This is a genomic window from Bradyrhizobium centrolobii (assembly GCF_001641635.1).
Classification (GTDB): Bacteria; Pseudomonadota; Alphaproteobacteria; order Rhizobiales; family Xanthobacteraceae; genus Bradyrhizobium; species Bradyrhizobium centrolobii.
In genome coordinates, this window is the sequence record NZ_LUUB01000051.1 from 213471 (window position 1) to 237608 (window position 24138).

Consider the following 24138-nt stretch of genomic DNA (forward strand, 5'->3'; position numbering starts at 1 on the left):
GGGGCGATGACCGTCACGCTTCATGTCTGCATCACCTGCCGTGCCGGCCAGACGCTCGCCGAGGGCGAAGCCACGCCCGGTGCCCGGCTGCACGGTGCAATCCTCGACGCCGGCGTGCCGGAGGGCGTCACCGTGGTTCCCGTCGAATGCCTGTCGGCCTGCAACCAGGGCTGCTCGGTGGCGCTGAGCGCGACCGGCCGCTGGTCCTATGTCTATGGCCGCCTGTCCGATGCCAATGCGCGTGACGTGATCGCGGGGGCTACGGCCTATGCGGCAGCGCCCGACGGCATCGTGCCCTGGCGCAGCCGTCCCGAGATATTCCGCAAGCAGTCGCTTGCCCGCATTCCCCCTATTGCCGTCGTGCCGGAGGCCGCCGAATGAACTCACTCGCAAAAGTCCCGGTCACGGTGGTCACCGGGTTCCTCGGATCGGGCAAGACGACGCTGATCCAGCATCTGCTCAGCAACGCCAACGGCAAGAAGCTCGCGGTGCTCGTCAACGAGTTCGGCAGCGAGGGCGTGGACGGCGAGATATTAAAGTCCTGCGCCGACGCGAACTGCCCGGAAGAGAACATCGTCGAGCTCGCCAATGGTTGCATCTGCTGCACCGTTGCCGACGATTTCATTCCGACTATGAAGCAGTTGCTGGCGCGGCCCGTAAAACCCGATCACATTCTGATCGAAACTTCGGGCCTGGCGCTGCCAAAGCCGCTGCTCAAGGCGTTCGATTGGCCTGAGATCCGCTCGCGCATCACGGTCGACGGCGTGATCGCGCTCGCCGACGCCGAGGCCGTGGCCGCCGGCCGTTTCGCGCCGGATCCGGACGCTGTTGAAGCGCAGCGCGCGGCCGATGAAAATCTCGATCACGAGACGCCGTTGTCGGAAGTGTTCGAGGACCAGATCGCCTGCGCCGACATCGTGCTGCTGACCAAGGCTGACCTCGCTGGAGCCGCAGGGCTGGAAGCAGCCAAGGCGTTGATCACCGCCGAAATGCCGCGCCGCGTGCCGATGCTGCCGGTCACCGACGGCGCAATCGACGCGCGCGTGATCCTCGGCTTGGGCGCTGCTGCAGAGAATGATCTTGCCGCGCGTCCCTCGCATCATGACGGCGAGGAGGAGCACGAGCATGACGACTTTGCCTCCGTCGTGATCGATCTTCCGGAAGTCAGGGATGTCGACGCGCTGGTTGCATCGATCCAGAAGCTTGCGCGCGAGCAGAACGTGCTGCGCGCCAAAGGCTACATCGCGGTTGCGGGCAAGCCTATGCGCCTGCTGCTGCAGGCGGTTGGTGAACGCGTGCGTCACCAGTTCGACAAGCCGTGGAACGCGGGTGCGCGGCAGTCAAAACTCGTCGTGATTGGTGAGCACGGCGATATTGACGAAGCCGCGATCAAGGCGGGACTTGGTGTCTGATGCATGTCGTCTTCCGCGAGAGCCGCGGTCTCGAGGAGACCGCGACGCCAAGGGACATCGGCCAGGACCCGGCCGATCTCGTGGTGCTCTCGTTCTCGGATTCCGACCTTGCCGCGTTCGCGGCGGGCTGGCGGCGCGGCCGCGACAGCCTGCCGTCGCTGCGGCTTGCCAATCTCGCGGAGCTCCGTCACCCGCTCTCGGTCGACACCTATATCGAGCGCACGCTTTCGCAGGCGCGCGGCATCCTGGTGCGCCTGATCGGCGGTGAGTCCTACTGGTCCTACGGACTCGCCGCCCTGCATCAACTCGCAAACGCGCGTGGCATCGTGCTCGCCGTGCTCCCGGCCGATGGTCGCGACGACACGCGGTTGGACGCGTACTCAACTTTGCCCGTCTCGACGCTGCGGCGGCTCAAGGTGCTCTGCGACACCGGCGGTCCCGTCGCGGCCCAGGCCGCCATCGCGCAGCTCGCGCTGGCCTCGGGCCTCTATGCCGGGCCGGTGGTCGGCGAGATGAACGTTCCCGAGATGGGCTTTTACGATCCCGCGCGTGGCGTGATCGCGGCGCTGCCGGGCTCCGATGGCAGGCCGCGCGCGCTCGTGACCTTCTATCGCGCCTATCTCACTGCCGCGGACACCGGTCCGATCGACGCCCTGATCGCGGCGCTGCGCGGGCGCGGCTTTGACGCCCATGGCGTGTTCGTCGTCTCGCTGAAGGCCGCGGGCGTCGCGGATTGGTTGCGGGCTTACCTCGCGCAAGACCCGCCCGCTGCGATCGTCAATGCGACAGCGTTCTCCGCAACCGGTGACGACGGCACGACGCCGTTCGACGCCGCATCGTGCCCGGTGTTCCAGGTGGCGCTCTCGACGGCGCGGCGCGAGGACTGGGCTACCTCGCTGCGTGGCCTGTCGCCTGGCGACCTCGCAATGCATGTGGTGCTGCCCGAGGTCGATGGCCGCCTGTTCGCGGGCGTGGTGAGCTTCAAGTCGGCCGCGATGCGCGATCCCGATCTGCAGTTCTCGCATCTTGCGCACAGGCCTGATGAGGAGCGCGTGGGCGCGGTGGCCGCGCGCGCCGCAGCGTGGCGGCGGCTTGCGGAGAAGCCGGCCGGCGAGAAGCGGCTGGCGATCGTGCTCTCGAACTATCCTGGCCGCCCGCATCAGATCGCGCATGCGGTTGGCCTCGATGCGCTTGCCTCGGTCGAAGCGCTGCTGCCTGATCTTGCGGAATCCGGATTCGATGTCACCCCGGCCCATGGGCTCGGTGTGACACTGCTGAAGCAGAAAGTGACCTGGAGCGTCGCCGATTATCGCGCAGCGCTCGCGCGTCTTCCGAAGGAGTTGCGGGACGATCTTGCACGCGCCTGGGGCACACCGGAAGATGATCCGAGTTGCCGCGACGGCGCGTTCCATTTCGCCGGCGTCGGATGCGGCAGGTCGATCATCGCGGTCGAGCCGGAGCGTGGCGATACGAGCACCCGCGACGCGGACTATCACGATCTCGCCCGCACGCCGCGCCACGCCTATGTCGCGTTCTATCTCTGGCTCCGGCAGCAGGGCATCGACGCCGTCGTGCACATGGGCGCGCATGGCACGCTGGAATGGCTGCCCGGAAAATCCGTCGCGCTGTCATCGAGCTGCTGGCCGGAAGCGCTGATCGGCGATCTGCCCGTCATCTATCCCTTCATCGTCAACGATCCCGGCGAGGCGGCGCAAGCCAAGCGGCGCACCTCCGCCGTCACGATCGGGCATTTGCCGCCGCCGCTCACGCAATCAGCTGTACCTGAAGGCCTGCGCCGCCTCGAACAGCTGCTCGACGAGTATTCGACCGCTGACGGTCTCGATCCTGCCCGCCGCCAGCGCCTGATCGCCGCGATCCGAGACGAAGCGCGCGCCGCCGGACTCGAGGATGATCTCGGCCTGAACACTTCGGCTGCGCCGGCGGAAGCGATTCCGCGGATCGATCGTTTCGTCTGCGATCTCAAGGAAAGCCAGTTCGGCGATGGTCTCCACGTGTTCGGCCGCGGCGCCTGCGGCGAGGCGGAGCGGGACGCGCTGGCCGCTGCGCTTGCGGGCCGTCGCGTCGCGCCAGGGCCGTCGGGCTCACCCTACCGCGGGCGCCAGGACGTGCTGCCCACGGGGCGCAACCTGTTCGCAGTCGATCCGCGCGCCGTGCCGACGCCGTCGGCGCATGCGCAGGGAATCAAGCTCGCCGAAGAGCTGCTCCGTCGCCACTTGCAGGATCACGGCGACTGGCCGAAGGGGCTCGTGGTCGATCTCTGGGGCTCCGCAACGATGCGCACCGCAGGCGAGGAGTTCGCGATGGCTCTGCACCTTGCCGGCCTTGCGCCGCGCTGGGATCATGCATCGGGCCGCGTGACCGGCTACGACATCGTTGCGCCGGCCGAACTCGGCCGGCCCCGCATCGACGTCACGCTGCGCGTCTCGGGCCTGTTCCGCGACGTCTTTTCGAGCCTTGCGCAATTGTTCGAGGCGGCGACCGAAGCGCTCTCCGCGCGTGAGGACGAGGGCGACGAGAACCCGTATCGCCATCGCGCGTCCCGCGTGTTCGCGCCGCGCCCCGGACAATACGGCGTTGCCTTGTCGGCGATCCCGGATGCCTTCACGCCTGATACGCGGGAGGCCGCGGGCGAAGCCTGGCTCTCGGCATCGTCCTGGGCGTTCTCCGCCGATGGTGCGATGCAGCCAGATCGCGCCGGCATCGAATCTCGACTCGCCTCTGCCGATGCCTTCGTCCACGTCCAGGACTTGCCGGAAACCGATCTGCTGCTCGCCGCGGATTATGCCGCGCATGAAGCAGGTGTCGCCGCAGCCGCAGCACATCTCGGCGCGGCCGCGCCGTCGCTCTATCATCTCGATGCGACGCGCCCCGACCGGCCGCACGCGCACACGCTGACCGAGGAGATTTCGCGCGTCGTCCGTGCACGCGCCGCCAATCCGGCCTGGATCGCCGGCATGATGCGCCACGGTTTTCGTGGCGCTGCCGAGATCACCGCGACGCTCGAGCATATGGCGGCCTTTGCTCATCTTGCGGGCGCGGTGCCGCCGCATCTGTTCGATCTCTACTTCGACGCGACGCTCGGCAACGACGACGTTCTCGCCTTCATGGCGCGCGAAAATCCGGCGGCGCTCACCGCGATGGAAACCTGCTTCACGCGCCTGCATGAGGCTTCGCTCTGGCGAACGCGCCGCAATTCGATCGCGGCGGCGCTGCGGGAGGCCTCATGAGCGCGATCGCGATCAAGGGCTGGTGCCCCGGTGCGCTGCGGCCGATGCAGTCGGGCGATGGTCTCGTCGTCCGCGTCCGTCCGTTCGGCGGACGCCTCGATGCAACGCAAATTGCCGGAATTGCCGATCTCGCCGGACGTTACGGCAATGGCCTGATCGACGTGACCAGCCGTGCCAATCTCCAGATCCGGGGCGTCGACGAACAGGGCCATCGGCCGCTGCTCGACGGCCTCGCACGATTGGGGCTGCTCGATCCCGATCAGGCTACGGAATCGCGTCGCAACATCCTGGTGACGCCGTTCTGGGGCGATCGCGACGAGACGCAGGCGCTCGCCGCCGAGCTCGAGGAGACGCTCGCGGACAGCACGCTCGACCTTCCCACCAAGTTCGGCTTCGCCATCGACGATGGGACCTCGCGCGTGCTCGCCGGCGATTCCGCTGATGTGCGCATCGAGCGCGACCGTGCCGGCGGGCTTCTGGTGCGGGCCGACGGCGCGACGCTCGGGCGCTCCGCTGCTCGCGGCGAGGCTGTGACGATGGCATTGGCGCTCGCAAATTGGTTCATCGTCTCCGGCGGCGCCAAGGGCGGGCGAGGGCGCATGGCGGCCCATGTCGCGGCCGGTGCGACATTGCCTGAGGCGTTGCGCGGTGAGACCGAGCCCGCGCCGGTCATGGCCGCGGCGCGTCCCGGCCAATATCCGCAAGGCGTGCTGGTCGGCATCGCCTTCGGGCAACTGCCGCATACGACGCTGCACCAACTGTCCGCGTGCGGACATGCGCTGCGCATGACGCCGTGGCGGATGGTTCTCAGCGAAGGCAAGCGGGAGATGCCCAGTGCGGCGGAGCTTATCACTGAACCCTTTGATCCCGCGCTGCGCGTCATCGCTTGCAGCGGTGCGCCACGCTGCCGCGAGGCCCATGCCGACACCCGCGCGCTCGCAGCCGCGCTCGCGCCGCGTATCGCCGCGGATACTCGGCTTCACGTCTCCGGCTGCGCCAAGGGCTGTGCCCATTCCGGCGCGGCCGCGGTCACGCTGGTGGCGACCCGCGCCGGATTCGATCTCGTCCGCGACGGCTCGACGCGCGATGAACCCATCCTGCGCGGCTTGAGCGGCGCCGACATCGTCGGTGATCCCTCCATTCTGGTGGGAGGACACTGATGCCGCATCTCTATGAGACCGACGGCGCGGCGATCTACCGGCAATCCTTCGCCACCATCCGGGCTGAAGCGGATCTGGCGCGCTTCACGGCCGACGAGGAACAGGTCGTGGTGCGGATGATTCATGCCGCGGGCATGGTGGGCCTGGAAACTCATATCCGCTTCACGCCGGGTATGGCGACCGCGGCGCGCGCCGCATTGCAGAATGGCGCGCCGATCCTGTGCGACGCGCGCATGGTCTCCGAGGGCATCACGCGCGCGAGACTTCCCTCCGGAAATGCGGTCATCTGCACGCTCGGCGACACCGCCGTTCCCGCGCTGGCGCAATCCATGCGCAACACGCGCTCGGCCGCGGCGCTGGAGCTTTGGCGGCCGCATCTCGACGGTGCGATCGTTGCGATCGGCAACGCGCCGACCGCGCTGTTTCATCTCCTCAACATGCTGGAGGACCGCGACTGCCCGCGGCCGGCAGCGATCATCGGCTGCCCGGTCGGCTTCGTCGGAGCGACCGAATCCAAGGCCGCGCTGATGGCCGATCCGCCGGCGCCCGCGCTGACGGTCGAGGGCCGCCTCGGCGGTTCCGCGATCACGGTCGCCGCCGTGAACGCGCTCGCGAGCCGGAGCGAATAGCCATGGGACGCATTATCTGCTGCGGTCTCGGCCCCGGCGATCCCGATTTGATGAGCGTGCGCGCCGACCGCACCGTGCGCGCCGCCAAGCACGTCGCCTATTTCCGCAAGAAGGGGCGTCCCGGTCAGGCGCGCCGCATCGTCGAAGGCATGCTCGCCGCTGACGTCACCGAATATCCCATGGAATATCCGGTCACCACGGAGATCGCCTTCGACAGTCCGGAGTATGTGAAGCTGCTTGCCGGCTTCTACGACGAATGGACGGAGCGGCTGGCGCGGCTGGCGCGCGCTGTCGACGTCGTCGTGCTCTGCGAAGGCGATCCCTATTTCTACGGCTCCTTCATGCATCTGCACGCACGCCTGCAAGGCCGCGTCGCGATCGAGGTGATTGCCGGCATTCCCGGCATGGTCGGATGCTGGAACGCGGTCGGCCAGCCGATCGCGCTCGGCGACGATGTCACGACGATGCTGATGGGCACGCTGGCCGAGGACGAACTCGAACGACGCATGCGCGATTCCGATGCGCTCGTCATCATGAAGACCGGCCGCAACCTCCAGAAAGTGCGTCGCGCACTGGCTTCGGCCGGTCGGCTCGCCGATGCCTGGCTGGTCGAACGCGGCACCATGCCGGGCGAGCGCGTCGCGCGGCTTGCCGACGTCGATGCGGCCGAGTGTCCCTATTTCGCGATCGTGCTCGTGCACGGCAAGGGCCGGCATCTGGACGCCGCCGAATGACGGGCACGCTGACCATTGCGGGCCTTGGGCCGGGCAGCGACGCGCTGGTGACGCCGGAAGTCTCCGCCGCACTCGCGGCGGCGACCGATATTCTGGGCTATGCCCCCTATGTTGCGCGGGTGCCGCGGCGGGCCGGGCTCACCCTCCATCCATCCGATAACCGCGAGGAGTTGCAGCGCGCGAGCGAGGCCTTGCGCCTCGCTGCCGAAGGCGCGCAGGTCGTCATCGTCTCCTCCGGCGATCCCGGCGTCTTTGCGATGGCCTCTGCCGTGTTCGAGGCACTCGAACAGACGCCGCAATGGCGGGAGCTTCCGATCCGCGTGCTGCCCGGCGTGACCGCGATGCTGGCGGCGGCCGCGCGCGCCGGCGCGCCGCTCGGCCATGATTTCTGCGCGATCAATCTCTCTGACAATCTCAAGCCGTGGGCGGTGATCGAGAAGCGTCTGCGGCTCGCCGCGGAAGCCGATTTTGCCATCGCGATGTACAATCCGCGCTCGGTGAGTCGACCGGAAGGGTTTGGCCGCGCGCTAGCGGTGTTGAAGGACGCCGGCTGCGGCGAGCGCCTGGTGATCTTCGCGCGCGCGGTCAGCGCGCCCGAAGAGAAGATCGAGACCGTCAAGTTGAACGAGGCCCGGCCCGAGATGGCCGATATGCGCACGCTCGTGATCGTCGGCAATTCGCAGACGCGCCGCGTTGGCCGCTGGCTCTATGCGCCGCGGGGCGTCCGGTGACCAAGCCACTGCATCACCTCGGCGACGCTCTCCACCCGCGATCTCTCGGGCAGCTCCGGCCGCGCGATCATGATCACGGGAAGCCCAAGCGCGCGGGCGGCGTCGACCTTGGCGCGCGCGCCATCGCCGCCGGAGTTGCGGGCGACGATCCATGCGATGCCGCGCTCGCGCATCATCTCCAGTTCGCCAGCGAGCGTGAACGGCCCGCGCGACACGATCACGTCAGCCGCGAAGGGCAGGGGCCCTTCGGGCGGATCCACAAACCGCAGCGTGTAGGCGTGCTGCAGCCTCGTCGCGAATGGCGCGATATGCTGGCGGCCGATGGCGAGGAACACCTTGGCCGGGCTCTCCGGAAGAGCCGCGACGGCTGCATTGACATCCGCGACGTCGATCCAGTTGTCGCCGGACGCCTTGTCCCACGGTGCGCGCTCGAGCGCGATCAGCGGCGTTCCCGTGTTGTCGCAAGCCGCGACTGCATTACGGCTCATCTCCGCCGCGAAGGGATGCGTCGCATCGATCACATGCGTAATGCCTTCGCGCCGAATGTAGTCGGCAAGACCGCTTGTGCCGCCGAAACCGCCGATGCGGGTCGGCAGCGGCTGGCCGGCCGGGGCGCGGGTGCGGCCGCCATAGGAATAGACGGCCTCGATGCCCGCGCGCGCGATCTCGGCCGCAAGCAAGCTTGCGTCGGCCGTTCCGCCCAGAATGAGGGCGCGCGTCATGGCTAATCCCTGGCTGACCATCATCGGTATCGGCGAAGATGGCCCTGCGGGCCTGTCGGACGCAAGCCGAAAGGCGCTTGCCGACGCCGAAACCGTCTTCGGCGGCGAGCGTCATCTTGCGCTCGCAGGCATCACCGATCGCGGTCGGCCTTGGCCAGTGCCGTTCGATGCCGAGATCGTGCTGAGTCGCCGCGGCCGTCCGACGGTGGTGCTCGCCTCTGGCGATCCGTTTTGGCATGGCGCCGGTGGAAGCCTTGCCGAGAAACTCGATAAAGGCGAGTGGATCGCGCATACCGCGCCGTCAACCTTCTCGCTCGCCGCCGCACGGCTGGGCTGGCGCCTCGAATCCGTCACCTGTCTCGGTCTCCACGCCGCGCCATTCGAGCGCCTTGCGCCGCATCTGGCGCGCGATGCTCGGATCATCTGCCTGGTCCGCGACGGCAAGGCGGCCGGCGATCTCGCAGAATGGCTGAGCGAGCGCGGATGGGGTGCCTCGGCCTTCTGGACTCTCGCTGCGCTCGGCGGACCGCATGAAAGCGTCAGGGAGTGTCGCGCTGACGGCTTTGCCCGCGAGGTTGCTGGAAACCTGGTCGCAGTGGCGCTGGAGGCGAGGGGAGCAGAAGGCATGCCTCGCAGCTCCGGCCTGTCGGACGATCTCTTCGTCCATGACGGCCAGATCACCAAGCGGCCGATCCGTGCGCTCGCCCTCTCCGCGCTGGCGCCGCGCCCCGGCGAGCGGCTGTGGGACATCGGTGCCGGCTCAGGCTCGATCTCCGTCGAATGGGCGCTGTGCGGTGGAACGGCGATCGCTGTCGAAGCGCGCGAGGATCGCGCGGCAAACATTCGCAGCAACGCGGCCACTTTCGGGTTGGCGCATCGGATCACCGTTATCGCCCAGGAGGCACCTGGCGCTCTCGCGGCGCTTGAAACGCCGGATGCCGTCTTCATCGGCGGGGGCCTCGACAGTGCGATGTTCGATGCGGTCTGGTCGCGGATTGCACCCGGCACGCGGATGGTAGCTCATGCCGTGACGCTGGAGACGGAAGCGCTGCTCGGCGAGCTGCAACAGCAGCACGGCGGGGAGTTGATGCGGGTCGAAATTGCACATGCCGGTCCGCTCGGCCGTTATCGGTCCTGGGAGGCGGCGCGACCCGTGGTGCAATGGAGCGGGGTCCGATGAAAGTCGCCGGCCTCGGATTCAAACGCGATGTCACGCTCGCCTCACTGCGCGAAGCGCTTCTTGCGGCCGGCGGCGTCGAAGGCCTTGCGGCCGTGGCAACCGTCAGCGACAAGGCCGATGCGGAGGCGCTAAAAATCCTCGCGCGCGAATGCGGCGTGCCGATCAAGGTCGTTCCGGCCGATGTACTGGCGGGCATCGCAACGCCGACCCAGTCGAAGCTGATCACGGAAAGGTTCGGCACGGGATCGGTCGCGGAAGCTGCGGCGCTCGCGGCCGCCGGGCCTCGCGCGCGGCTGATTGCGACACGGGCGGTCTCGCAGGACCGGACTGCGACCGCGGCGATCGCGGAAGGAGACGGCGAATGACGGTGCATTTCATCGGCGCGGGGCCGGGCGCTGCCGACCTCTTGACGCTGCGCGGACGCGATCTGATCGCCGCCTGTCCGGTTTGCCTCTACGCCGGCTCGCTGGTGCCCGAAGGCGTGCTGGCGCATTGCCCGCCGGGCGCGCGGATCGTCAACACCGCGCCGCTGTCGCTCGACGAGATCATCGCCGAGATCGCCGCTGCTCATGCGGAGGGCAAGGACGTCGCGCGGTTGCATTCGGGTGATCTGTCGATCTGGTCAGCGATGGGCGAGCAGTTGCGCCGGCTGCGCGCGCTTGGCATTCCCTATACCGTGACGCCAGGCGTGCCGGCCTTCTCGGCGGCAGCAGCAGCGCTGGAAGCTGAACTCACGCTGCCCGGGCTCGCACAGACCGTGGTGCTGACGCGCACGCCGGGCCGTGCGAGCGCGATGCCCGAGGGCGAGAAGCTCGCCGCATTCGCCGCGACCGGAGCGGTGCTCGCGATCCATCTGTCGATCCATTTGCTCGACAAGGTCACCGCCGAGCTCACGCCGCATTACGGCGCGGATTGTCCGGTCGCGATCGTCTGGCGCGCGAGCTGGCCGGACCAGCGCATCGTGCGCGCCACGCTTGCCACTCTCGATGCCGCCGTCGGCGCCGAGCTCGAACGCACCGCGCTTATCCTGGTCGGCAAGACGCTTGGCTCGGCAGATTTTTCCGAGAGCCGCCTCTACGCGGCCGATTATGACCGTCGTTATCGCCCGGTCGGTTCAGCGCCGCGCTTTCCGGAGGCGTCGTGATGCCGGCAGGCCTCGTCATCTCCGCACCCGCCTCCGGCGTTGGCAAGACGACGCTGACGCTGGCACTCGCGCGTGCTTGGCGCGATCGCGGGTTGCGGGTGCAATGCTTCAAGAGCGGACCCGATTATATCGATCCCGCCTTCCATGCCGCCGCCACGGGGCGCGCCTCTGTCAACGTCGATAGCTGGGCGATGGACCGCGCGACGATCGCGCACTTGGTCGGCCGCGGCGCCGACGCCGATATCGTGCTTGCCGAGGGCTCGATGGGCCTGTTCGATGGCGTTGCGACGCGCGGCGTCTCCGGCACGGGCGCCACCGCCGATGTCGCAGAGATGATGCGTTGGCCGGTGCTGCTGGTGATTGATCCCTCGGGGCAGGCGCAGACGGCGGCTGCCATCGCCGCGGGTTTGCGCGACTATCGTGCCGGCGTGCGCCTTGCCGGAGTCGTGCTCAACCGCGTCGCGAGCCCGCGTCACGAGGACCTCGTGCGGCGCGCGCTCAGCGATGCCGGCATTGCCGTGTTGGGTGCGCTGCCGCGCCATGCCGAGATCAGCCTGCCGAAGCGGCATCTCGGCCTCGTGCAGGCCGAGGAGCAGGCGGAGATCGGCGGCCTCATCGGTGAAGCTGCGCGCTTCGTCAGCGAGCATGTGGATCTCGATGCGGTGCTGCGATCGGCCGCCGCCTGGTCGCCGCAGACAGCAGCAAACGGCCTGAACGTGACGCCGCCCGGGCAGCGCATTGCGCTGGCCCGCGACGCCGCGTTCTCGTTCGTCTATCCGCACATGCTGGAAGCCTGGCGCGATGCTGGCGCCGCGATCGTGACATTCTCGCCGCTCGCCGACGAAGTCCCCGATGCGGGTGCCGACGTCTGCTGGCTCCCCGGCGGCTATCCCGAGCTTCACGCGGGTCAACTCGCTGCCAACACGCGCTTTCGCAGCGGCTTGCGCGCCTTTGCTGAGACGCGGCCCGTGCATGGCGAATGCGGAGGCTATATGGTTCTGGGAACCGCCCTGACCGACGCCGACGGTGCCCGCCACGAGATGACGGGCCTCCTTGGCCTGGAGACGAGTTTTGCAAAGCGCCGCATGCATCTCGGCTATCGTCTCGCCGAACTTTCTGCGCCGATGCCGGGACACCGCGCCGGCGCGCGCCTGCGCGGCCATGAGTTCCACTATTCGACCATCATCGCGCAGCCCGATGCGGCGCTCGCGGTCGTGCGCGACGCCACCGGCGCGGTCATTGCCGAGACCGGCTCGCGCCGCGACCGGGCCACAGGCACGTTCTTTCATCTGATCGCGGAGGACCGGTGAGCGGCTTCGTCTCCTTCGTCTCCGCCGGCCCCGGCGATCCCGATCTCCTCACGGTGAAGGGGGCTGCACGCCTGCGCGAAGCCGACGTCGTGCTCTATGACGACCTCGCCTCGGGCTTGATCCTCGATCTCGCTCGGCCCGGCGCCATTCTCGTGGCGGTGGGGAAACGGGCAGGGCGTCCCTCGACCAAGCAGCAGCACGTCAACCGCCTCTTGGTCGACTATGCCGCCACCGGCGCACGCGTGGTGCGGCTGAAGTCGGGCGATGCCGGCATATTCGGCCGCCTCGAGGAGGAGATCGAGACGTTGCGCGCGGCCGGCATCGGCTACGAGATCATTCCCGGCGTGACCTCGGCCTGCGTTGCGGCTGCTGAGGCCGGCATTCCCCTGACTCGGCGCCACACCTCGCGACGGGTCCAGTTCGTGACCGGGGCCGATGTCACTGGCGAATTGCCCAAAAATCTCAACTGGGCGGCGCTGGCTGATCCGGAGGCGACGACTGTGGTCTATATGGGCCGGCGCACGTTTCCGGATCTCGCCGCGAAGCTGATCGCGCACGGCCTCGCCGCGAACACGCCGGCGCTGTTCGCCGAATCCCTCGGGCGCCCGGATGAGCGGCTGCTGCGCACCACCATCGCCGAGCTTGCGGAGCAGCTCGCGCGGGGCGGCGCGGCCACGACGGCGGCCGTCATCCTGTTCGGAGCCCTTGCGGAGAGCGATCGATCATGATGACGCTCTCGTTGATAGGCATCGGTTGCGGCGATCCCGGGCAGCTCACGCGGGCTGCGATCCGCGCCATCAACGCGGCCGACCTTGTCCTGATTCCGCGCAAGGGGACCACGAAATCCGATCTCGCCGAATTGCGGCGGACAATCTGCGCGGACGTGCTCACCAGCAAGAACACTCGGATTGCCGAATTTGATTTGCCTGTACGTGACGCAGAAGAGGCGGACTACCGCAAGGGCGTGGATGACTGGCATGACGCAGTTGCCGCGACCTGGTCGCAAACCATCGCAAGCCACCTCGCGAGCGAGGGCCGCGTCGCGCTGCTGATCTGGGGCGATCCCTCGCTCTACGATTCCTCGCTGCGCATTGCGCGCCGGCTTGATCCGTTGCCGAAGATCGAGGTGGTCCCAGGCATCACCTCGATCCAGGCGCTCTGTGCGGCGCATGCGCTGCCGCTGAACGACATCGGGGAACCTTTTCTCGTCACGACGGGACGGCGCTTGCGCGAAGGCGGCTGGCCGCAAGATACCAACACCGTCGTCGTGATGCTCGATGGCGGCACGGCGTTTCAGTCGCTCGATCCGAACGGCTTGCACATCTGGTGGGGCGCCTATCTCGGCATGCCCGACCAGATCATCATGTCCGGTGCACTTACTGAAGTCGGTCCGCGCATTGTCGCCCTCCGGCAGGAGGCGCGCGAGCGGCATGGCTGGATCATGGACAGCTACATTCTCAAGCGCAGGCCGTGAGGCAAGCGAGGCAGCATGCTCCCCGAATGGGTCTATCAAAAATGCCCTGATGTCTCCGCGGTCCATCGCGACGCGGCGATCGCGCGGCAGGCGCAACTGACGAAGCCGACCGGCGCGCTCGGCCGGCTCGAGCAGCTTGCGATCGAGCTTGCGGGCCTGCAAGCGACGGAGCATCCCCGCGCCGGTGAGGTACCGATCATCATCTTCGCCGGCGATCACGGCATCGTCGCCCAAAGCGTCTCGGCTTATCCGCAAGCGGTGACCATCGCGATGATGGCGAATTTTGCCTCGGGCGGCGCCGCGATCTCGGTGTTGGCGCGCGAGCTTGCCTCGCGCCTCGAAGTGGTCGATGCCGGTACACTGGCGCAGGCGGAGATGGCAGGTGTCGTCACCGACAAGCCGCGCAACGGCACGCGGGACTTCAGTGTTGAGGCCGCGCTCGAGCCTTCGGAGTTGGCGTTTGCCTTCGCATGCGGACAGCGCGCGGTCGCCCGTGCGGAGCCATCTAAGCCCGATCTGCTGATACTTGGAGAAATGGGCATCGGCAACACCACAACCTCGGCGGCGATTGCAGCGGCGCTGCTCGGCGTCAGCGCCGAGGAGATCGCCGGCAGCGGCACCGGCGTTGACGCGGCCGGCCGCGCGCATAAGGCTCGCGTGATCGATGCCGCGCTTGCGCGCCACGGGCTTGCCGGTGCGTCGGTCGAAAAAATCCTGTGCGTGGTCGGGGGCCTCGAAATCGCGGCCATCTGTGGCGCAATCATCGCCGCGGCACAGCACCGGATTCCGGTGCTGGTCGACGGCTTCATCGTCTCGGTCGCGGCGCTGGCGGCAGTGCGTCTCAATCCATCATGCCAGCCGTTCCTGCTGCCCTCGCATCAATCTGCGGAGCACGGGCACCGCTTGGTTCTGCGCGCGCTGGACGTTCAGCCGCTGATCAGCCTTGATCTCAGGCTGGGTGAAGGATCGGGTGCCGCGATCGCGTTGCCGCTGGTGCGGATGGCCTGCGCGCTCCACAACGGCATGGCGACGTTCGCGCAGGCCAATGTACCGGATCGCCCGGCCTGATGTTCAACCGGCCCGCTGATTGACCGACAGGACGCGCCAGCCGGACGCGAGCCGGTCGATGCGGGTGAGGGAGAGCGGATCGATGACGAAGCGCAAGGCCGCCTCTGGCGCAAGATCGAGCGCGATGCAGAGCGCGGCGCGGATGGTGCCGGAGTGGACCACGAGAATGGCCGGACCGGCTGGGATCTGCGCCAGGCCTTGGCGGACGCGGCTAACCTGCTCCTCGAAGCTTTCGCCACCCGGTGGCCTCGCGCGCGCGGGGTCGTTCCAGAACTGCGCATAGGCATCGCCGCCCGCCGCGGCGAGCGCGTCGTGGCGCTGGCCGGTCCAGTCGCCAAAATCCTGTTCGCCGAACTCCGGCACGAGTATCGGATCGAGCCCCAGCGCCCGCGCCGTATCGACTGTCCGTTGCGACGGGCTCGCATAGCTCGCCGCATTCTGCGGCAGGAGCCGTCGCAGCGCGTCGAACTGCATGTGATCGCCGAGATCGGCCGGCGCTTCCGGCAGATGGATCGTGCCCGCGACGCCATCGACGACCGCATGACGCATCAGCCAGAGGAAGGTCTCCCCTTCCATTCGATGTCTCCTGAAAGCCACTGCGGCAAGAACGCCGCAGCTCACGCACATTGACTCCGTCTGGGTCTTAATCCTAGATGGCCGTGACGGTTTCCCCGAAAGGGGATGAAAAGGGAATGCGGTGCGGGGATGTTTCCCCAATGCCGTAGCTGCCCCCGCAACTGTGAGCGGAGAATCCTTCGTCAGAAGCCACTGGGTCCTCGGTCCCGGGAAGGCGACGAAGCGGTCATGACCCGCAAGCCAGGAGACCTGCCGTCAGCCGTGGTCACACGCGAAAATGTCGGTCGGGGAGTACAGACATTCGGCTTCATCGGAAGGCCTGCAAGGCCGATGGTGGGTTCTGGTTCGCTGTGACGTGCCACTGACGTCATACCGAGATTCGAACCATGTCTTCCATCCGTGCCGCGCGCCTGCGCAAATTTCTGCTCGCGCCCGCCGCTCTCACATCAGTTGCATTCGTCAACATGCCCGCGGCTTCCGCGCAGCAGGCCCGCGATCCGCTGCCGCCTGTCGAGGTCACGCCTGCCCAGTCCCGCAAGCCGGCCAAGCCCGCTCGCAGCGAAGGACGGCCCGCGCGCCGCGCCACGGCGGCGGCCAGGCCTGCCGCAGTGCCGGCCGCACAGAAGCCGGTCGTACCGACCGCACCGCAGACGCCGCTCAACACGAATGTGGTGGCCGAGAGTGCCTCGCGCCTCGGCCTGACCGTGCACGAAACACCTGCGACCGTCGAGGTAATCTCGGCCGAGACCATGCGGGAGCAGGGTTATCGCACCGTGTCGGAGGTTGCCCAAGGCGCAGTCGGCGTCACTTCCGGTGATAATCCGGCCGAGCCCTCGGCCTTCTCGATGCGCGGCTTTACCAACAGCCAGATCAACACGCTCTACAACGGCATCAAGATCGGCCCACAGAACATGACGTCGCGCATCATGGACACGTCCAATCTGGAAGCCGTGGAATTCGTGAAAGGCCCGGCCTCGCTGATGTCGGGCGAGGGTGCCGCCGGCGGCGCGATCAACCTCGTCACCAAGCAGCCGCATACCGGACCCATCCGGAACGAAGCTGATTTCTCCTGGGACTCCCTGAACTCATTGCGCGCGCATTACGGCTCCGGCGGCAGCACCAACATTCAAGGCCTCGACTATCGCATCGACATCAGCCGTTCCTCGCTCAACGGCTTTGCCGACGACACCAACACCAAGACGCTCGACGTCTCCAGCCAGCTCAACTACCGCATCTCCGACAGCCTCAAGATCTGGGGCGCGATCGAGTACCGGGAGGACCGCGGCAAAGCCTATTGGGGCGCGCCGCTGGTGCCGATCGCCTTCAGCGGCGCGCACGCGACGAGCGGCATCGTGTCCGGCAACTATGTCTCGAACTACAACGGAACGAATCTCGGTGCCATTACGATCGATGACCGCACCTTTAACACCAACTACAATGTGCTCGACAATCGCAACGTGGCGCAGGAGGTGTGGCTGCGCGGCGGCTTCGAGCTGAAGCTCGCGCCCGACCTTACCCTGAAGAGCCAGGCCTATGGCTATGGCGCGGAGCGTGATTGGTTCAACAACGAGGTCGAGGCGTTCAACGCCAATTCGAACCTTGTCGACCGTGAGCGCTTCTACGTCGCGCACAGCCAGCGGCTGGTCGGCAACATCACCGACCTGACCTGGGATGCGAACATCGCAGGCCTCGACAACCGCTTCGTCACGACGCTTGCGGTGAGCGACCTCGACTTCGTCCGGCCTGGCGCTGCCAATTTCCCGCACGATCTCGTCACGCTGGTCGATCCCGCGCGCGGCTATTACGGCCTGCTCACGATGCAGCAGCAGACCGCGCGCATCGACAATGAGGCGCTGTCGTTCGAGGACCGGCTAAAACTCACGCGCAGCTTTGCGCTGGTCGGCGGCCTGCGCGTCGAGCATATCGGGCTCGACCGCAACTCGACCGACGTGAATGGCCTCGAGAAGGCGAACTTCCCGTTCTCCAAGTCCTGGGTGCCGGTGACCGGGCGCATCGGCTACACCTGGGACGCCGTTCCCGGCCTGACCTTCTTCAGCCAGTACGCCACCGGTGCGGACGTCTCCGCCAACAATATCTTCCTGCTCGCGCCGACCCAGCCGCTCGACCTGACGACCTCGCGCACCTATGAGACGGGCGTGAAGCATCTGTTCTGGGACAACAGGGCGGAGTGGTCGTTCTCGGCCTACGACATCCTGCGCAAGAACGTCTATGCCGCGGCCGGCGGCATGCAGCTCAACATTGCCGGACGGCAGGAGTCGAAGGGTGTGGAGCTTGCAGCCTCCGTCCGGCCAATCGAATCTTTGCGGCTATGGGGCAACATCGCCTATGTCGATGCGCGCTATGCAGACTACAATTTCGTCGGCGGCTCGTTCTCCGGCAATACCCCGCCGAACGTGCCGCGCATTGTGGCGAATGCCGGTGCCTCCTACCGCTTCTTCACGCCTTGGCCGGTCGAGCTCGGCATCGTCGGCCGCCATGTCGGCGACCGCTACAACACCGATGCGAACGTTGTGACGCTGAACGCCTACACCGTGGCGGATGTCTACGCCTTCGTCGACATCCCCAAGACCGTTTTCAACGCCGTCGATCAGGCCCGCCTGACGTTCCGCGTGCGCAACATCACAGACAAGCGCTACGCGATCTGGGGCGATCCATTCTATCCGGACCAGGTCCTGCTGGGAGCCCCGCGTACCTACGAGATCTCCGCCGCGTTCAAATGGTGAGGCATTGAGCGTATGATGGGCGTGATCGTCCTGCTGCATCGCTGGCTCGGCATCGCGTTCTGCCTCCTGTTCGCGATGTGGTTTGCGACGGGGATCGTGATGCACTTCGTCCCGTTTCCGTCGTTGACCGAAGCGGAACGTGTTGCCGGCCTCGCGCCTCTGGAGAGCACGGCGGCGGTCGTAGCCGTCGCCGACGCGGTGGCCGCCAGCGGGGTCACGGATGCCAGGCGCGTCCGCCTGATCCAGCGCAGCGATGGCCCGGTGTACATCGTCTCGAACTCGTTGCGCATGCGCGCTGTCCACACCTCCGATGGAGCGGATGCAGCAGTGACGTCGCCCGATATCGCGCTGGCGATCGCGCGGGATCATGCCGGTCGGCGCGGGCTCGACGCTACGCGCGCGGCCATCGTCGCGCGCGCGGACTACGATCAATGGAGCGTGCCGAACGGATTTGATCGCCACCGGCCGCTGTTTCGCGTGGCGCTCGGCGACGTTGCAGGGACCGAGGTCTATGTCTCATCCGGCACCGGCGAGGTCGTGCTGGATACGACACGGAGTGAGCGCGGGTGGAATCTCGCCGGCAGCGTGCTGCACTGGATCTATCCGACGGTCCTCAGAAGCAACTGGCCGCTATGGGATCGCGTGGTCTGGACGCTGTCGCTGCTGGCCCTGATCGCCGCGGTATTGGGCGCGGTGCTCGGGATCACCCGGGTCAGAGTGCCTTACCGTGGATGGCACGCGCTGCATCACGTCATCGGCCTGGTGGCGACCGTGTTCGTGCTGACATGGATCTTCAGCGGTTGGCTCTCCATGGATCACGGCCGGCTGTTTTCACGCGGACAATTGACCCGGGCCGAGGCCAGCGCTGCGGGTGTCGCGCCGGACTGGACCGCAGCCGTATCGCTCGATCGTGAGCCGCTATCACCCTCCATCCGCGAGGTCGAATGGCTCGCCTTCGACGGGCGTCTCTATCGTCGCGACCGGCTCGTGCTCGATAAGCAGGTCCTGTCGGGGGTAGGCGAGAGCGCCCTCGATCAGCGGACAGGGTTTCTCAGCCCACGCGAGGTTGAGGGCTTTGTGGCCCGCCTTGCGACTGGCTGTAGCGCGCCGTCAGCCCTTGCAGCCAATGACGACTATCCCGCGCAGTCCATCGTCCCCAGTGCGCCTGTGTACCGCGTCAGATGCGGCGACGTCTGGTTTGATGTCGACGGCGCTGACGGCAGCGTGCTGCAAAGGCTTGATGCGTCGAGACGGGCCTATCGCTGGCTCTATAGCGCGCTGCACACGCTCGACTTTCCGATTCTTTTGGCGCATCCGTCGCTGCGCGACGGCTTGATCGTCGGCCTCTGTGCCCTCGGGCTAGGATTCTCCATAACCGGCATCGTCATCGGCTGGCGCCGCTTGCGTCTCTCGTGCGCTGCCCGGGACGCGTAATCACATCGGCTCGATCCCGATCTTCCTGATGATCCCAGCCCATTTCGAAGTTTCCGAGGTCATGAAATCCCTGAGGCCTTGCGGATCGAGCACCAGCGGCTCGGCGCCCTGTTCGACGAAGAGAGCGCTCACCTTCGGATCGTTCACCGCTTCAGACATTGCGGCATAGATCTTGTCGATCAACGCCCTGCCGGTGTTGGTGGGCGCGAGCAGGGCGAGCCAGGCGGCGCTCTCATAGTTCTGCAGGCCGGCCTCGGCTGCCGTCGGTACGTCCGGCAGCGCAGTCATGCGCTTGTCGCTGGCAACCGCAAGCGCGCGGGCATCGCCGTTCCTGATCAGGCCGATGACGTTCGGCAGAAGCTGGAATCCGAGCGGCACCTGGCCGGAGATGAAGTCCGGCGTGTAGTTGGAGATGTTGCGGTAGGGCACATGCGTGAGCTCGGTGCCGGTGAGCTGCTCGAAATAGGCACCGGCTAGATGCTGCGAGGAGCCGACGCCGACGGTGCCGTAGTTCAGCTCCCTCGGATGCGCCTTGGCATAGTCGATCAGCTCGCGCAGCGATTTCGGCGGAAGTTTCGAGTTGACGACGACGACGTTCGGCATGGTCGCGAACAGGCCGATCGGCGCCAGATCCTTTAGTGGGTCGTAGCCGAGTTCCCTGAACAGCGATTTGTTGGCAGCGAGCGGCCCGGAGGTGCTCATCAGGAGCGTATAGCCGTCGGCTGCGGCATGCGCGGCCGCCGCGGTCCCGATATTGCCGCCGGCGCCGGGGCGGTTGTCGACCACAAAAGTCTGCCCGAACGATGTCGCCATCCGGTTGAGCAGGATGCGCGTGATCACGTCGCTGGCGCTGCCCCCGGCAAAGGGTACGTAGACCTGGACCGGTCGGCTGGGATAATCGGATTGCGCGCCGGCGGGGCGAATTCCGGTCGCGGCAAGGGCCGCCGCCGCGCACAGCGACAGGACCGATCTGCGGTCGGGACGGCATTCGTCCCCGTGCCGCTCTGTGCCTTGAATCGTGCTGCGACCGTACCTTGCCATCTCGGACTGAATCTCCCGACTGCGTTATTGTTTTGATGCTCGCGGAATTCGCCGGGGATCGTCGGGCTCGAGACCGCGCGCGCCATGGCGTCGATCCCAAAAAGCTCTTGTCCCACCGCGATTTTCTGCGCTTGCGCTGGAACGTAGTGAGGCGGCCAACCGCACCGTCATGCCGGCCGGTCTCAAAACTTACCAACCCGTCTCATTTTGCGCTGAGGCGCGACATTCTGTCCGGGCGGCTAGCCGGCGAACCGAACCCTAGTCGTTCGCGCCCCGCCGAGACTGCCGGCGCCGCTTGCGCGTGGTCGCGCCGCGAGAGGCCGGCTCCACGAACGCTCTGGCCGCATCCGCAGCCTCTGCAAGATCGTGACTGATGACATCGAGCACGGCCTTGGCCGCGACCGACACCGTTCGCCGGGGATGATGCACCCAGGCGATCGAGCGCACGATCCTTTGCTCGTCGAAGCGATGGGCCCTGATCGCCCCGTTCGCAAGCGATTGCCGTAACGCGATGGTCGGCAACACCGTTGCGAAATCGGTGGTCGCGATCACGTCGCACAGAGCGGGCAGGGTATCGAGCTCGAGCCGCGGCCTTAAGTCGATGCCGATAGCGGCGGCGTGCTCGTCCAAAATCAGCCGCAGGCCGTGCCGCTTCGAGGGCAGCACGAGATCGAATTTCGCGATGTGGTCGAAACGCAATTTCGCCGGCGGCCTGATCGGGTTCGTCTTCCGGCAGGCAAAGACCATCTCCTCGTCCATCACGTGATGCGCGGCGAGCGGGGTGCGCCGGCGCGGCACGTTGATCAGCGCGAAATCGAGCTGGCCGGTGTTGACCCAATCGACCAGCGTTTCGGTGTAGCCCTCGCAGGCCGACAGGGTGATCTCGGGATAGCGGCTGGCGACGGTTGCCGACGAACTCGCCATCGTGCTCTGCGCCACCGAGGTGATCAGGCCGACCGAGACGCGGCCGGAGATACGCCCGCCGAGCTGCGCCATCTCCTGACGCGCATACTCCGCATCGCGGACGATGGGCGCGGTCAGCCGCAGCAGCGTCTCGCCGGCGCTGGTCAGCGTCATGCCCTGGACGCTGCGGTCGAACAGCTTCTGGCCGAGCTCCGCCTCGAGCTTGGCGATCTGCATGCTCAGCGCCGGCTGCACGATGTTGAGCTGGCGGGCGGCGCGGGTGACGTTCTTCTCCTCGGCGAGGCACAGGAAATACTGCATCTGCCTGATTTCCATGGGGGTCTCCTGCCGTTCGTTCTCGCCAACTCATCATTCCAGATGATTGATCTCATAATCAATCATTATTTGTTTTGATGGTGCGAGCCGTCCTAGTCTGGCTGCCGAATTGCGCAGGCCCGGCTCATGACGCTGTGCCGCGGACCCACGGGAGCGGAACGACGACATGCAGGACGCGGGCCCCAAGCGGCTGATCATCGGCATCTCCGGCGCCTCGGGCGTCGCCTATGGGGTGCGGCTCCTGCAGCTGCTCCGCAATGCCGGCGTCGAGACGCATCTCGTAATGTCGAAGACCGCCGAGCGGACCTTTGCCTATGAGACGGATCTGAAGATCGCGGAGGTGAGGGAGCTTGCCCACGCCAGTCACGCGATCGACGACATGGCCGCGCCGATCTCGAGCGGCTCGTTCCGCACCGCCGGAATGATCGTAGCGCCTTGCTCGATGCGCTCGATGTCGGAGATCGCTTCGGGCGTGACCACGACGCTGCTCACCCGCGCCGCCGATGTCGTGCTCAAGGAGCGCCGGCGCCTCGTGCTGATGGTACGAGAGACGCCGCTGCACACCGGCCATCTGCGCACCATGACAGCATTGTCCGAGATGGGCGCGATCATCGCGCCGCCCGTGCCCGCCTTCTATGCCAAGGCCGAGAGCCTGGAGGACATGGTCGAGCACACCGTCGGCCGCGTGCTCGACCTCTTCGACATCGATGTCGGCATCGTGCGCCGCTGGGGCGAGGACGAGGCGCTGAAGCGCCGCTCGCCGGGGCTGCGCAAGGTTGTCACCTGACTTAAAGACCTTAGGAAAGACCCGTCACATGCGAATGGAAAATCTCGCCACGAGAGGCGCGAACGCGCCGTCTGACCTGCGCGCCTGGCTGGCTCACCTCGCCGAACGCGGTAGGCTCGCCGTCGCCCGCGACGGCATCGCGCTTACCGATGAACTGGCCGCGGTGGCGAAGCGCCTCGAGCGCGACCGCGCCGTGCTGTTCCCGCATCCGGACGGGCACGAGATCCCCGTAGTCGCCAATCTCTTTGCCGGCCGCGACTGGGTCGCCAATTCCATCGGGGTGAGCGAGGATCAATTGCTGCCGCGCTTTCTTGCTGCTGCTAGCAATCCGTTGCCGACCCACGAGGTGACGAGTGGGCCGGTGCAGGAGGTCGTCCACGACGACGTCGATCTGCTCCGCCAGCTCCCGATCCCCAAGCACAATGAGCGCGATAGCGGTCCCTACATCACGGCCGGCCTGCTGATCGCCCGCAACCCGAAGACCGGCGTCCAGAACGTGTCCATCCACCGCTGCCAGATCAGCGGCAAGAACCGCATCGGTGTCCTGCTGCTGCCGCGGCACACCTTCTCCTACTATCGCCTCGCCGAAGAGAAGGGGCAGGCGCTGGAGATCGCGATCGTCATCGGCGCGCATCCGGCGCTGCTCCTGGCCTCGCAGGCGATCGCTGCGCTGGACGAGGACGAAATGGCGATTGCCGGTGCGCTGCTGGGGCAGCCGGTGGATGTCGTGAAATGCCGGACCAATTCGGTCCGCGTTCCCGCCCACGCGGAAATCGTGATCGAGGGGAGAATCCTGCCCAAGGTGCGTGAGCCGGAGGGGCCGTTCGGCGAATTCCCCCAATATTACGGCCCGCGCTCCAACCGCGAGGTGATCGAGGTCGATGCGATCACGCATCGGGCGCAGCCGATCTTCCACACCATCGTCGGCGGCGGCTATGAGCACCTCATCCTCGGCGGTGTACCGCGCGAGGCGACGCTGCTGCAGCATTTGCGGCGCAGCTTTCCCAATGTGCTCGATGTCCGCCTCACGCGCGGCGGCACCTGCCGCTATCATCTCGCGATCAAGCTGGACAAGACCAACGACGGCGAGCCCAAGAACGTCATGATGTGCGCCTTCGGCGCGCATTACGACATCAAGCAGGTGGTCGTGGTCGACAAGGACGTCGACATCTCCTCGTCCGAGGAGATCGAATGGGCGGTGGCGACCCGCTTCCAGGCCGACCGCGATCTCATGGTTGTATCAGGTGCGCTCGGGTCAAAGCTCGATCCGACCTCCAACAATGGAATCAGTGCCAAGATGGGCCTGGATGCGACCGCGCCCGTTGATGCGCCCGAGCTCGCGTTCAAGCGCATTTGCGTGAAGGATGAGGACCAGGTCGATCTGGCCGTGGCCTTGCAGGCCGATCAGGCCGCCGCGGTCGCACGCCTCCTCGCGGAGGCACGTTCATGAGCCGGTTACCGCACGACAGCAACTTGCGTCCCTTTGCGGCGTTGGCATCTTCGGC

The 24138-nt window shown here is 66.9% G+C and carries 22 protein-coding genes and 1 riboswitch; of the genes, 18 read left to right on the forward strand and 4 right to left on the reverse strand.

The features are described from left to right. Positions 1 to 6: 6 nt before the first annotated feature. From AYJ54_RS14535 to cobJ, 7 genes are read left to right on the forward strand one after another with little or no spacing between them, the layout of a single operon-like run. The gene (locus tag AYJ54_RS14535) at positions 7 to 381 is read left to right on the forward strand and encodes a DUF1636 family protein (RefSeq protein WP_063699575.1); all 375 of its coding nucleotides are present in this window, start codon (positions 7 to 9) and stop codon (positions 379 to 381) included. Further along, the gene (gene cobW / locus AYJ54_RS14540) at positions 378 to 1412 is read left to right on the forward strand and encodes a cobalamin biosynthesis protein CobW (RefSeq protein WP_063699576.1); all 1035 of its coding nucleotides are present in this window, start codon (positions 378 to 380) and stop codon (positions 1410 to 1412) included. The genes AYJ54_RS14535 and cobW overlap by 4 nt, the downstream gene beginning before the upstream one ends. Next, a complete protein-coding gene (gene cobN, locus AYJ54_RS14545; protein WP_063699577.1) occupies positions 1412 to 4660 on the forward strand; it encodes a cobaltochelatase subunit CobN in 3249 nt (1082 codons plus the stop codon). Before cobW ends, cobN begins: the two co-directional genes overlap by 1 nt. Continuing rightward, positions 4657 to 5820, forward strand: coding sequence for a precorrin-3B synthase (gene cobG / locus AYJ54_RS14550; RefSeq protein WP_063699578.1), 1164 nt, complete (start codon positions 4657 to 4659; stop codon positions 5818 to 5820). Before cobN ends, cobG begins: the two co-directional genes overlap by 4 nt. Then, positions 5820 to 6449: a precorrin-8X methylmutase gene (locus AYJ54_RS14555; protein ID WP_063699579.1), complete on the forward strand. Its 630-nt coding sequence runs from the start codon at positions 5820 to 5822 to the stop codon at positions 6447 to 6449. Before cobG ends, AYJ54_RS14555 begins: the two co-directional genes overlap by 1 nt. Positions 6450 to 6451: 2 nt before the next feature. Continuing rightward, positions 6452 to 7183, forward strand: a complete 732-nt coding sequence (locus AYJ54_RS14560; RefSeq protein WP_063699580.1) for a precorrin-2 C(20)-methyltransferase — start codon at positions 6452 to 6454, stop codon at positions 7181 to 7183. Further along, positions 7180 to 7914 (forward strand): precorrin-3B C(17)-methyltransferase, encoded by a 735-nt coding sequence (cobJ, locus tag AYJ54_RS14565; protein ID WP_063699581.1) that lies wholly within the window; start codon positions 7180 to 7182, stop codon positions 7912 to 7914. Before AYJ54_RS14560 ends, cobJ begins: the two co-directional genes overlap by 4 nt. On the opposite strand, the gene AYJ54_RS14570 is transcribed toward cobJ, so the two are convergent. Further along, positions 7890 to 8636: a cobalt-precorrin-6A reductase gene (locus tag AYJ54_RS14570; RefSeq protein WP_063699582.1), complete on the reverse strand. Its 747-nt coding sequence runs from the start codon at positions 8634 to 8636 to the stop codon at positions 7890 to 7892. The two genes, cobJ and AYJ54_RS14570, sit on opposite strands and share 25 nt — an antisense overlap. Here AYJ54_RS14570 and AYJ54_RS14575 point away from each other — a divergent pair. The 7 genes from AYJ54_RS14575 to cobT are packed head-to-tail and all read left to right on the forward strand — an operon-like array spanning position 8635 to position 14812. After that, positions 8635 to 9816, forward strand: coding sequence for a bifunctional cobalt-precorrin-7 (C(5))-methyltransferase/cobalt-precorrin-6B (C(15))-methyltransferase (locus AYJ54_RS14575; protein WP_063699583.1), 1182 nt, complete (start codon positions 8635 to 8637; stop codon positions 9814 to 9816). The genes AYJ54_RS14570 and AYJ54_RS14575 overlap by 2 nt on opposite strands. Then, positions 9813 to 10181 (forward strand): cobalamin biosynthesis protein, encoded by a 369-nt coding sequence (locus AYJ54_RS14580; RefSeq protein WP_063699732.1) that lies wholly within the window; start codon positions 9813 to 9815, stop codon positions 10179 to 10181. Before AYJ54_RS14575 ends, AYJ54_RS14580 begins: the two co-directional genes overlap by 4 nt. Next, positions 10178 to 10960 (forward strand): precorrin-4 C(11)-methyltransferase, encoded by a 783-nt coding sequence (gene cobM, locus AYJ54_RS14585; RefSeq protein ID WP_063699584.1) that lies wholly within the window; start codon positions 10178 to 10180, stop codon positions 10958 to 10960. Before AYJ54_RS14580 ends, cobM begins: the two co-directional genes overlap by 4 nt. After that, positions 10960 to 12270, forward strand: a complete 1311-nt coding sequence (locus tag AYJ54_RS14590; RefSeq protein WP_063699585.1) for a cobyrinic acid a,c-diamide synthase CobB — start codon at positions 10960 to 10962, stop codon at positions 12268 to 12270. Before cobM ends, AYJ54_RS14590 begins: the two co-directional genes overlap by 1 nt. Beyond that, entirely contained in the window at positions 12267 to 12998 is a 732-nt protein-coding gene (gene cobA / locus AYJ54_RS14595) for a uroporphyrinogen-III C-methyltransferase (RefSeq protein WP_063699586.1), read from the forward strand. Before AYJ54_RS14590 ends, cobA begins: the two co-directional genes overlap by 4 nt. After that, complete coding sequence (gene cobF / locus AYJ54_RS14600) at positions 12995 to 13744, forward strand: precorrin-6A synthase (deacetylating) (protein ID WP_063699587.1); 750 nt, start codon at positions 12995 to 12997, stop codon at positions 13742 to 13744. The genes cobA and cobF overlap by 4 nt, the downstream gene beginning before the upstream one ends. 15 nt (positions 13745 to 13759) lie before the next feature. Continuing rightward, entirely contained in the window at positions 13760 to 14812 is a 1053-nt protein-coding gene (gene cobT, locus AYJ54_RS14605; protein ID WP_063699588.1) for a nicotinate-nucleotide--dimethylbenzimidazole phosphoribosyltransferase, read from the forward strand. Between the two features lie 3 nt (positions 14813 to 14815). Here the strand turns inward: cobT and AYJ54_RS14610 are convergent, their stop codons facing one another. Then, the gene (locus AYJ54_RS14610) at positions 14816 to 15388 is read right to left on the reverse strand and encodes a histidine phosphatase family protein (protein ID WP_063699589.1); all 573 of its coding nucleotides are present in this window, start codon (positions 15386 to 15388) and stop codon (positions 14816 to 14818) included. A 70-nt stretch (positions 15389 to 15458) separates the two neighbouring features. Next, positions 15459 to 15659, forward strand: a riboswitch (cobalamin riboswitch). A gap of 115 nt (positions 15660 to 15774) precedes the next feature. Between AYJ54_RS14610 and AYJ54_RS51285 the strand changes: the two genes are divergently transcribed. Both AYJ54_RS51285 and AYJ54_RS14620 read left to right on the forward strand, forming a co-directional pair. Further along, the gene (locus AYJ54_RS51285; RefSeq protein WP_063699590.1) at positions 15775 to 18132 is read left to right on the forward strand and encodes a TonB-dependent receptor; all 2358 of its coding nucleotides are present in this window, start codon (positions 15775 to 15777) and stop codon (positions 18130 to 18132) included. 12 nt (positions 18133 to 18144) lie between these two features. Next, positions 18145 to 19566: a PepSY domain-containing protein gene (locus tag AYJ54_RS14620; RefSeq protein WP_063699591.1), complete on the forward strand. Its 1422-nt coding sequence runs from the start codon at positions 18145 to 18147 to the stop codon at positions 19564 to 19566. Here AYJ54_RS14620 and AYJ54_RS14625 read toward each other — a convergent pair whose 3' ends face one another. Together AYJ54_RS14625 and AYJ54_RS14630 are read right to left on the reverse strand one after the other, a co-directional pair. Continuing rightward, complete coding sequence (locus AYJ54_RS14625; protein WP_063699592.1) at positions 19567 to 20607, reverse strand: Bug family tripartite tricarboxylate transporter substrate binding protein; 1041 nt, start codon at positions 20605 to 20607, stop codon at positions 19567 to 19569. It lies immediately after the preceding gene. A 258-nt stretch (positions 20608 to 20865) separates the two neighbouring features. Then, positions 20866 to 21846: a LysR family transcriptional regulator gene (locus AYJ54_RS14630; RefSeq protein ID WP_063699593.1), complete on the reverse strand. Its 981-nt coding sequence runs from the start codon at positions 21844 to 21846 to the stop codon at positions 20866 to 20868. A gap of 166 nt (positions 21847 to 22012) precedes the next feature. On the opposite strand from AYJ54_RS14630, the gene AYJ54_RS14635 reads away from it, so the two are divergent. Beyond that, on the forward strand, positions 22013 to 22633 hold the full coding sequence (locus tag AYJ54_RS14635; protein ID WP_063699594.1) for a UbiX family flavin prenyltransferase: 621 nt from the start codon (positions 22013 to 22015) through the stop codon (positions 22631 to 22633). 28 nt (positions 22634 to 22661) lie between these two features. Further along, a complete protein-coding gene (locus AYJ54_RS14640) occupies positions 22662 to 24083 on the forward strand; it encodes a UbiD family decarboxylase (RefSeq protein WP_063699595.1) in 1422 nt (473 codons plus the stop codon). Positions 24084 to 24138: the final 55 nt, after the last annotated feature.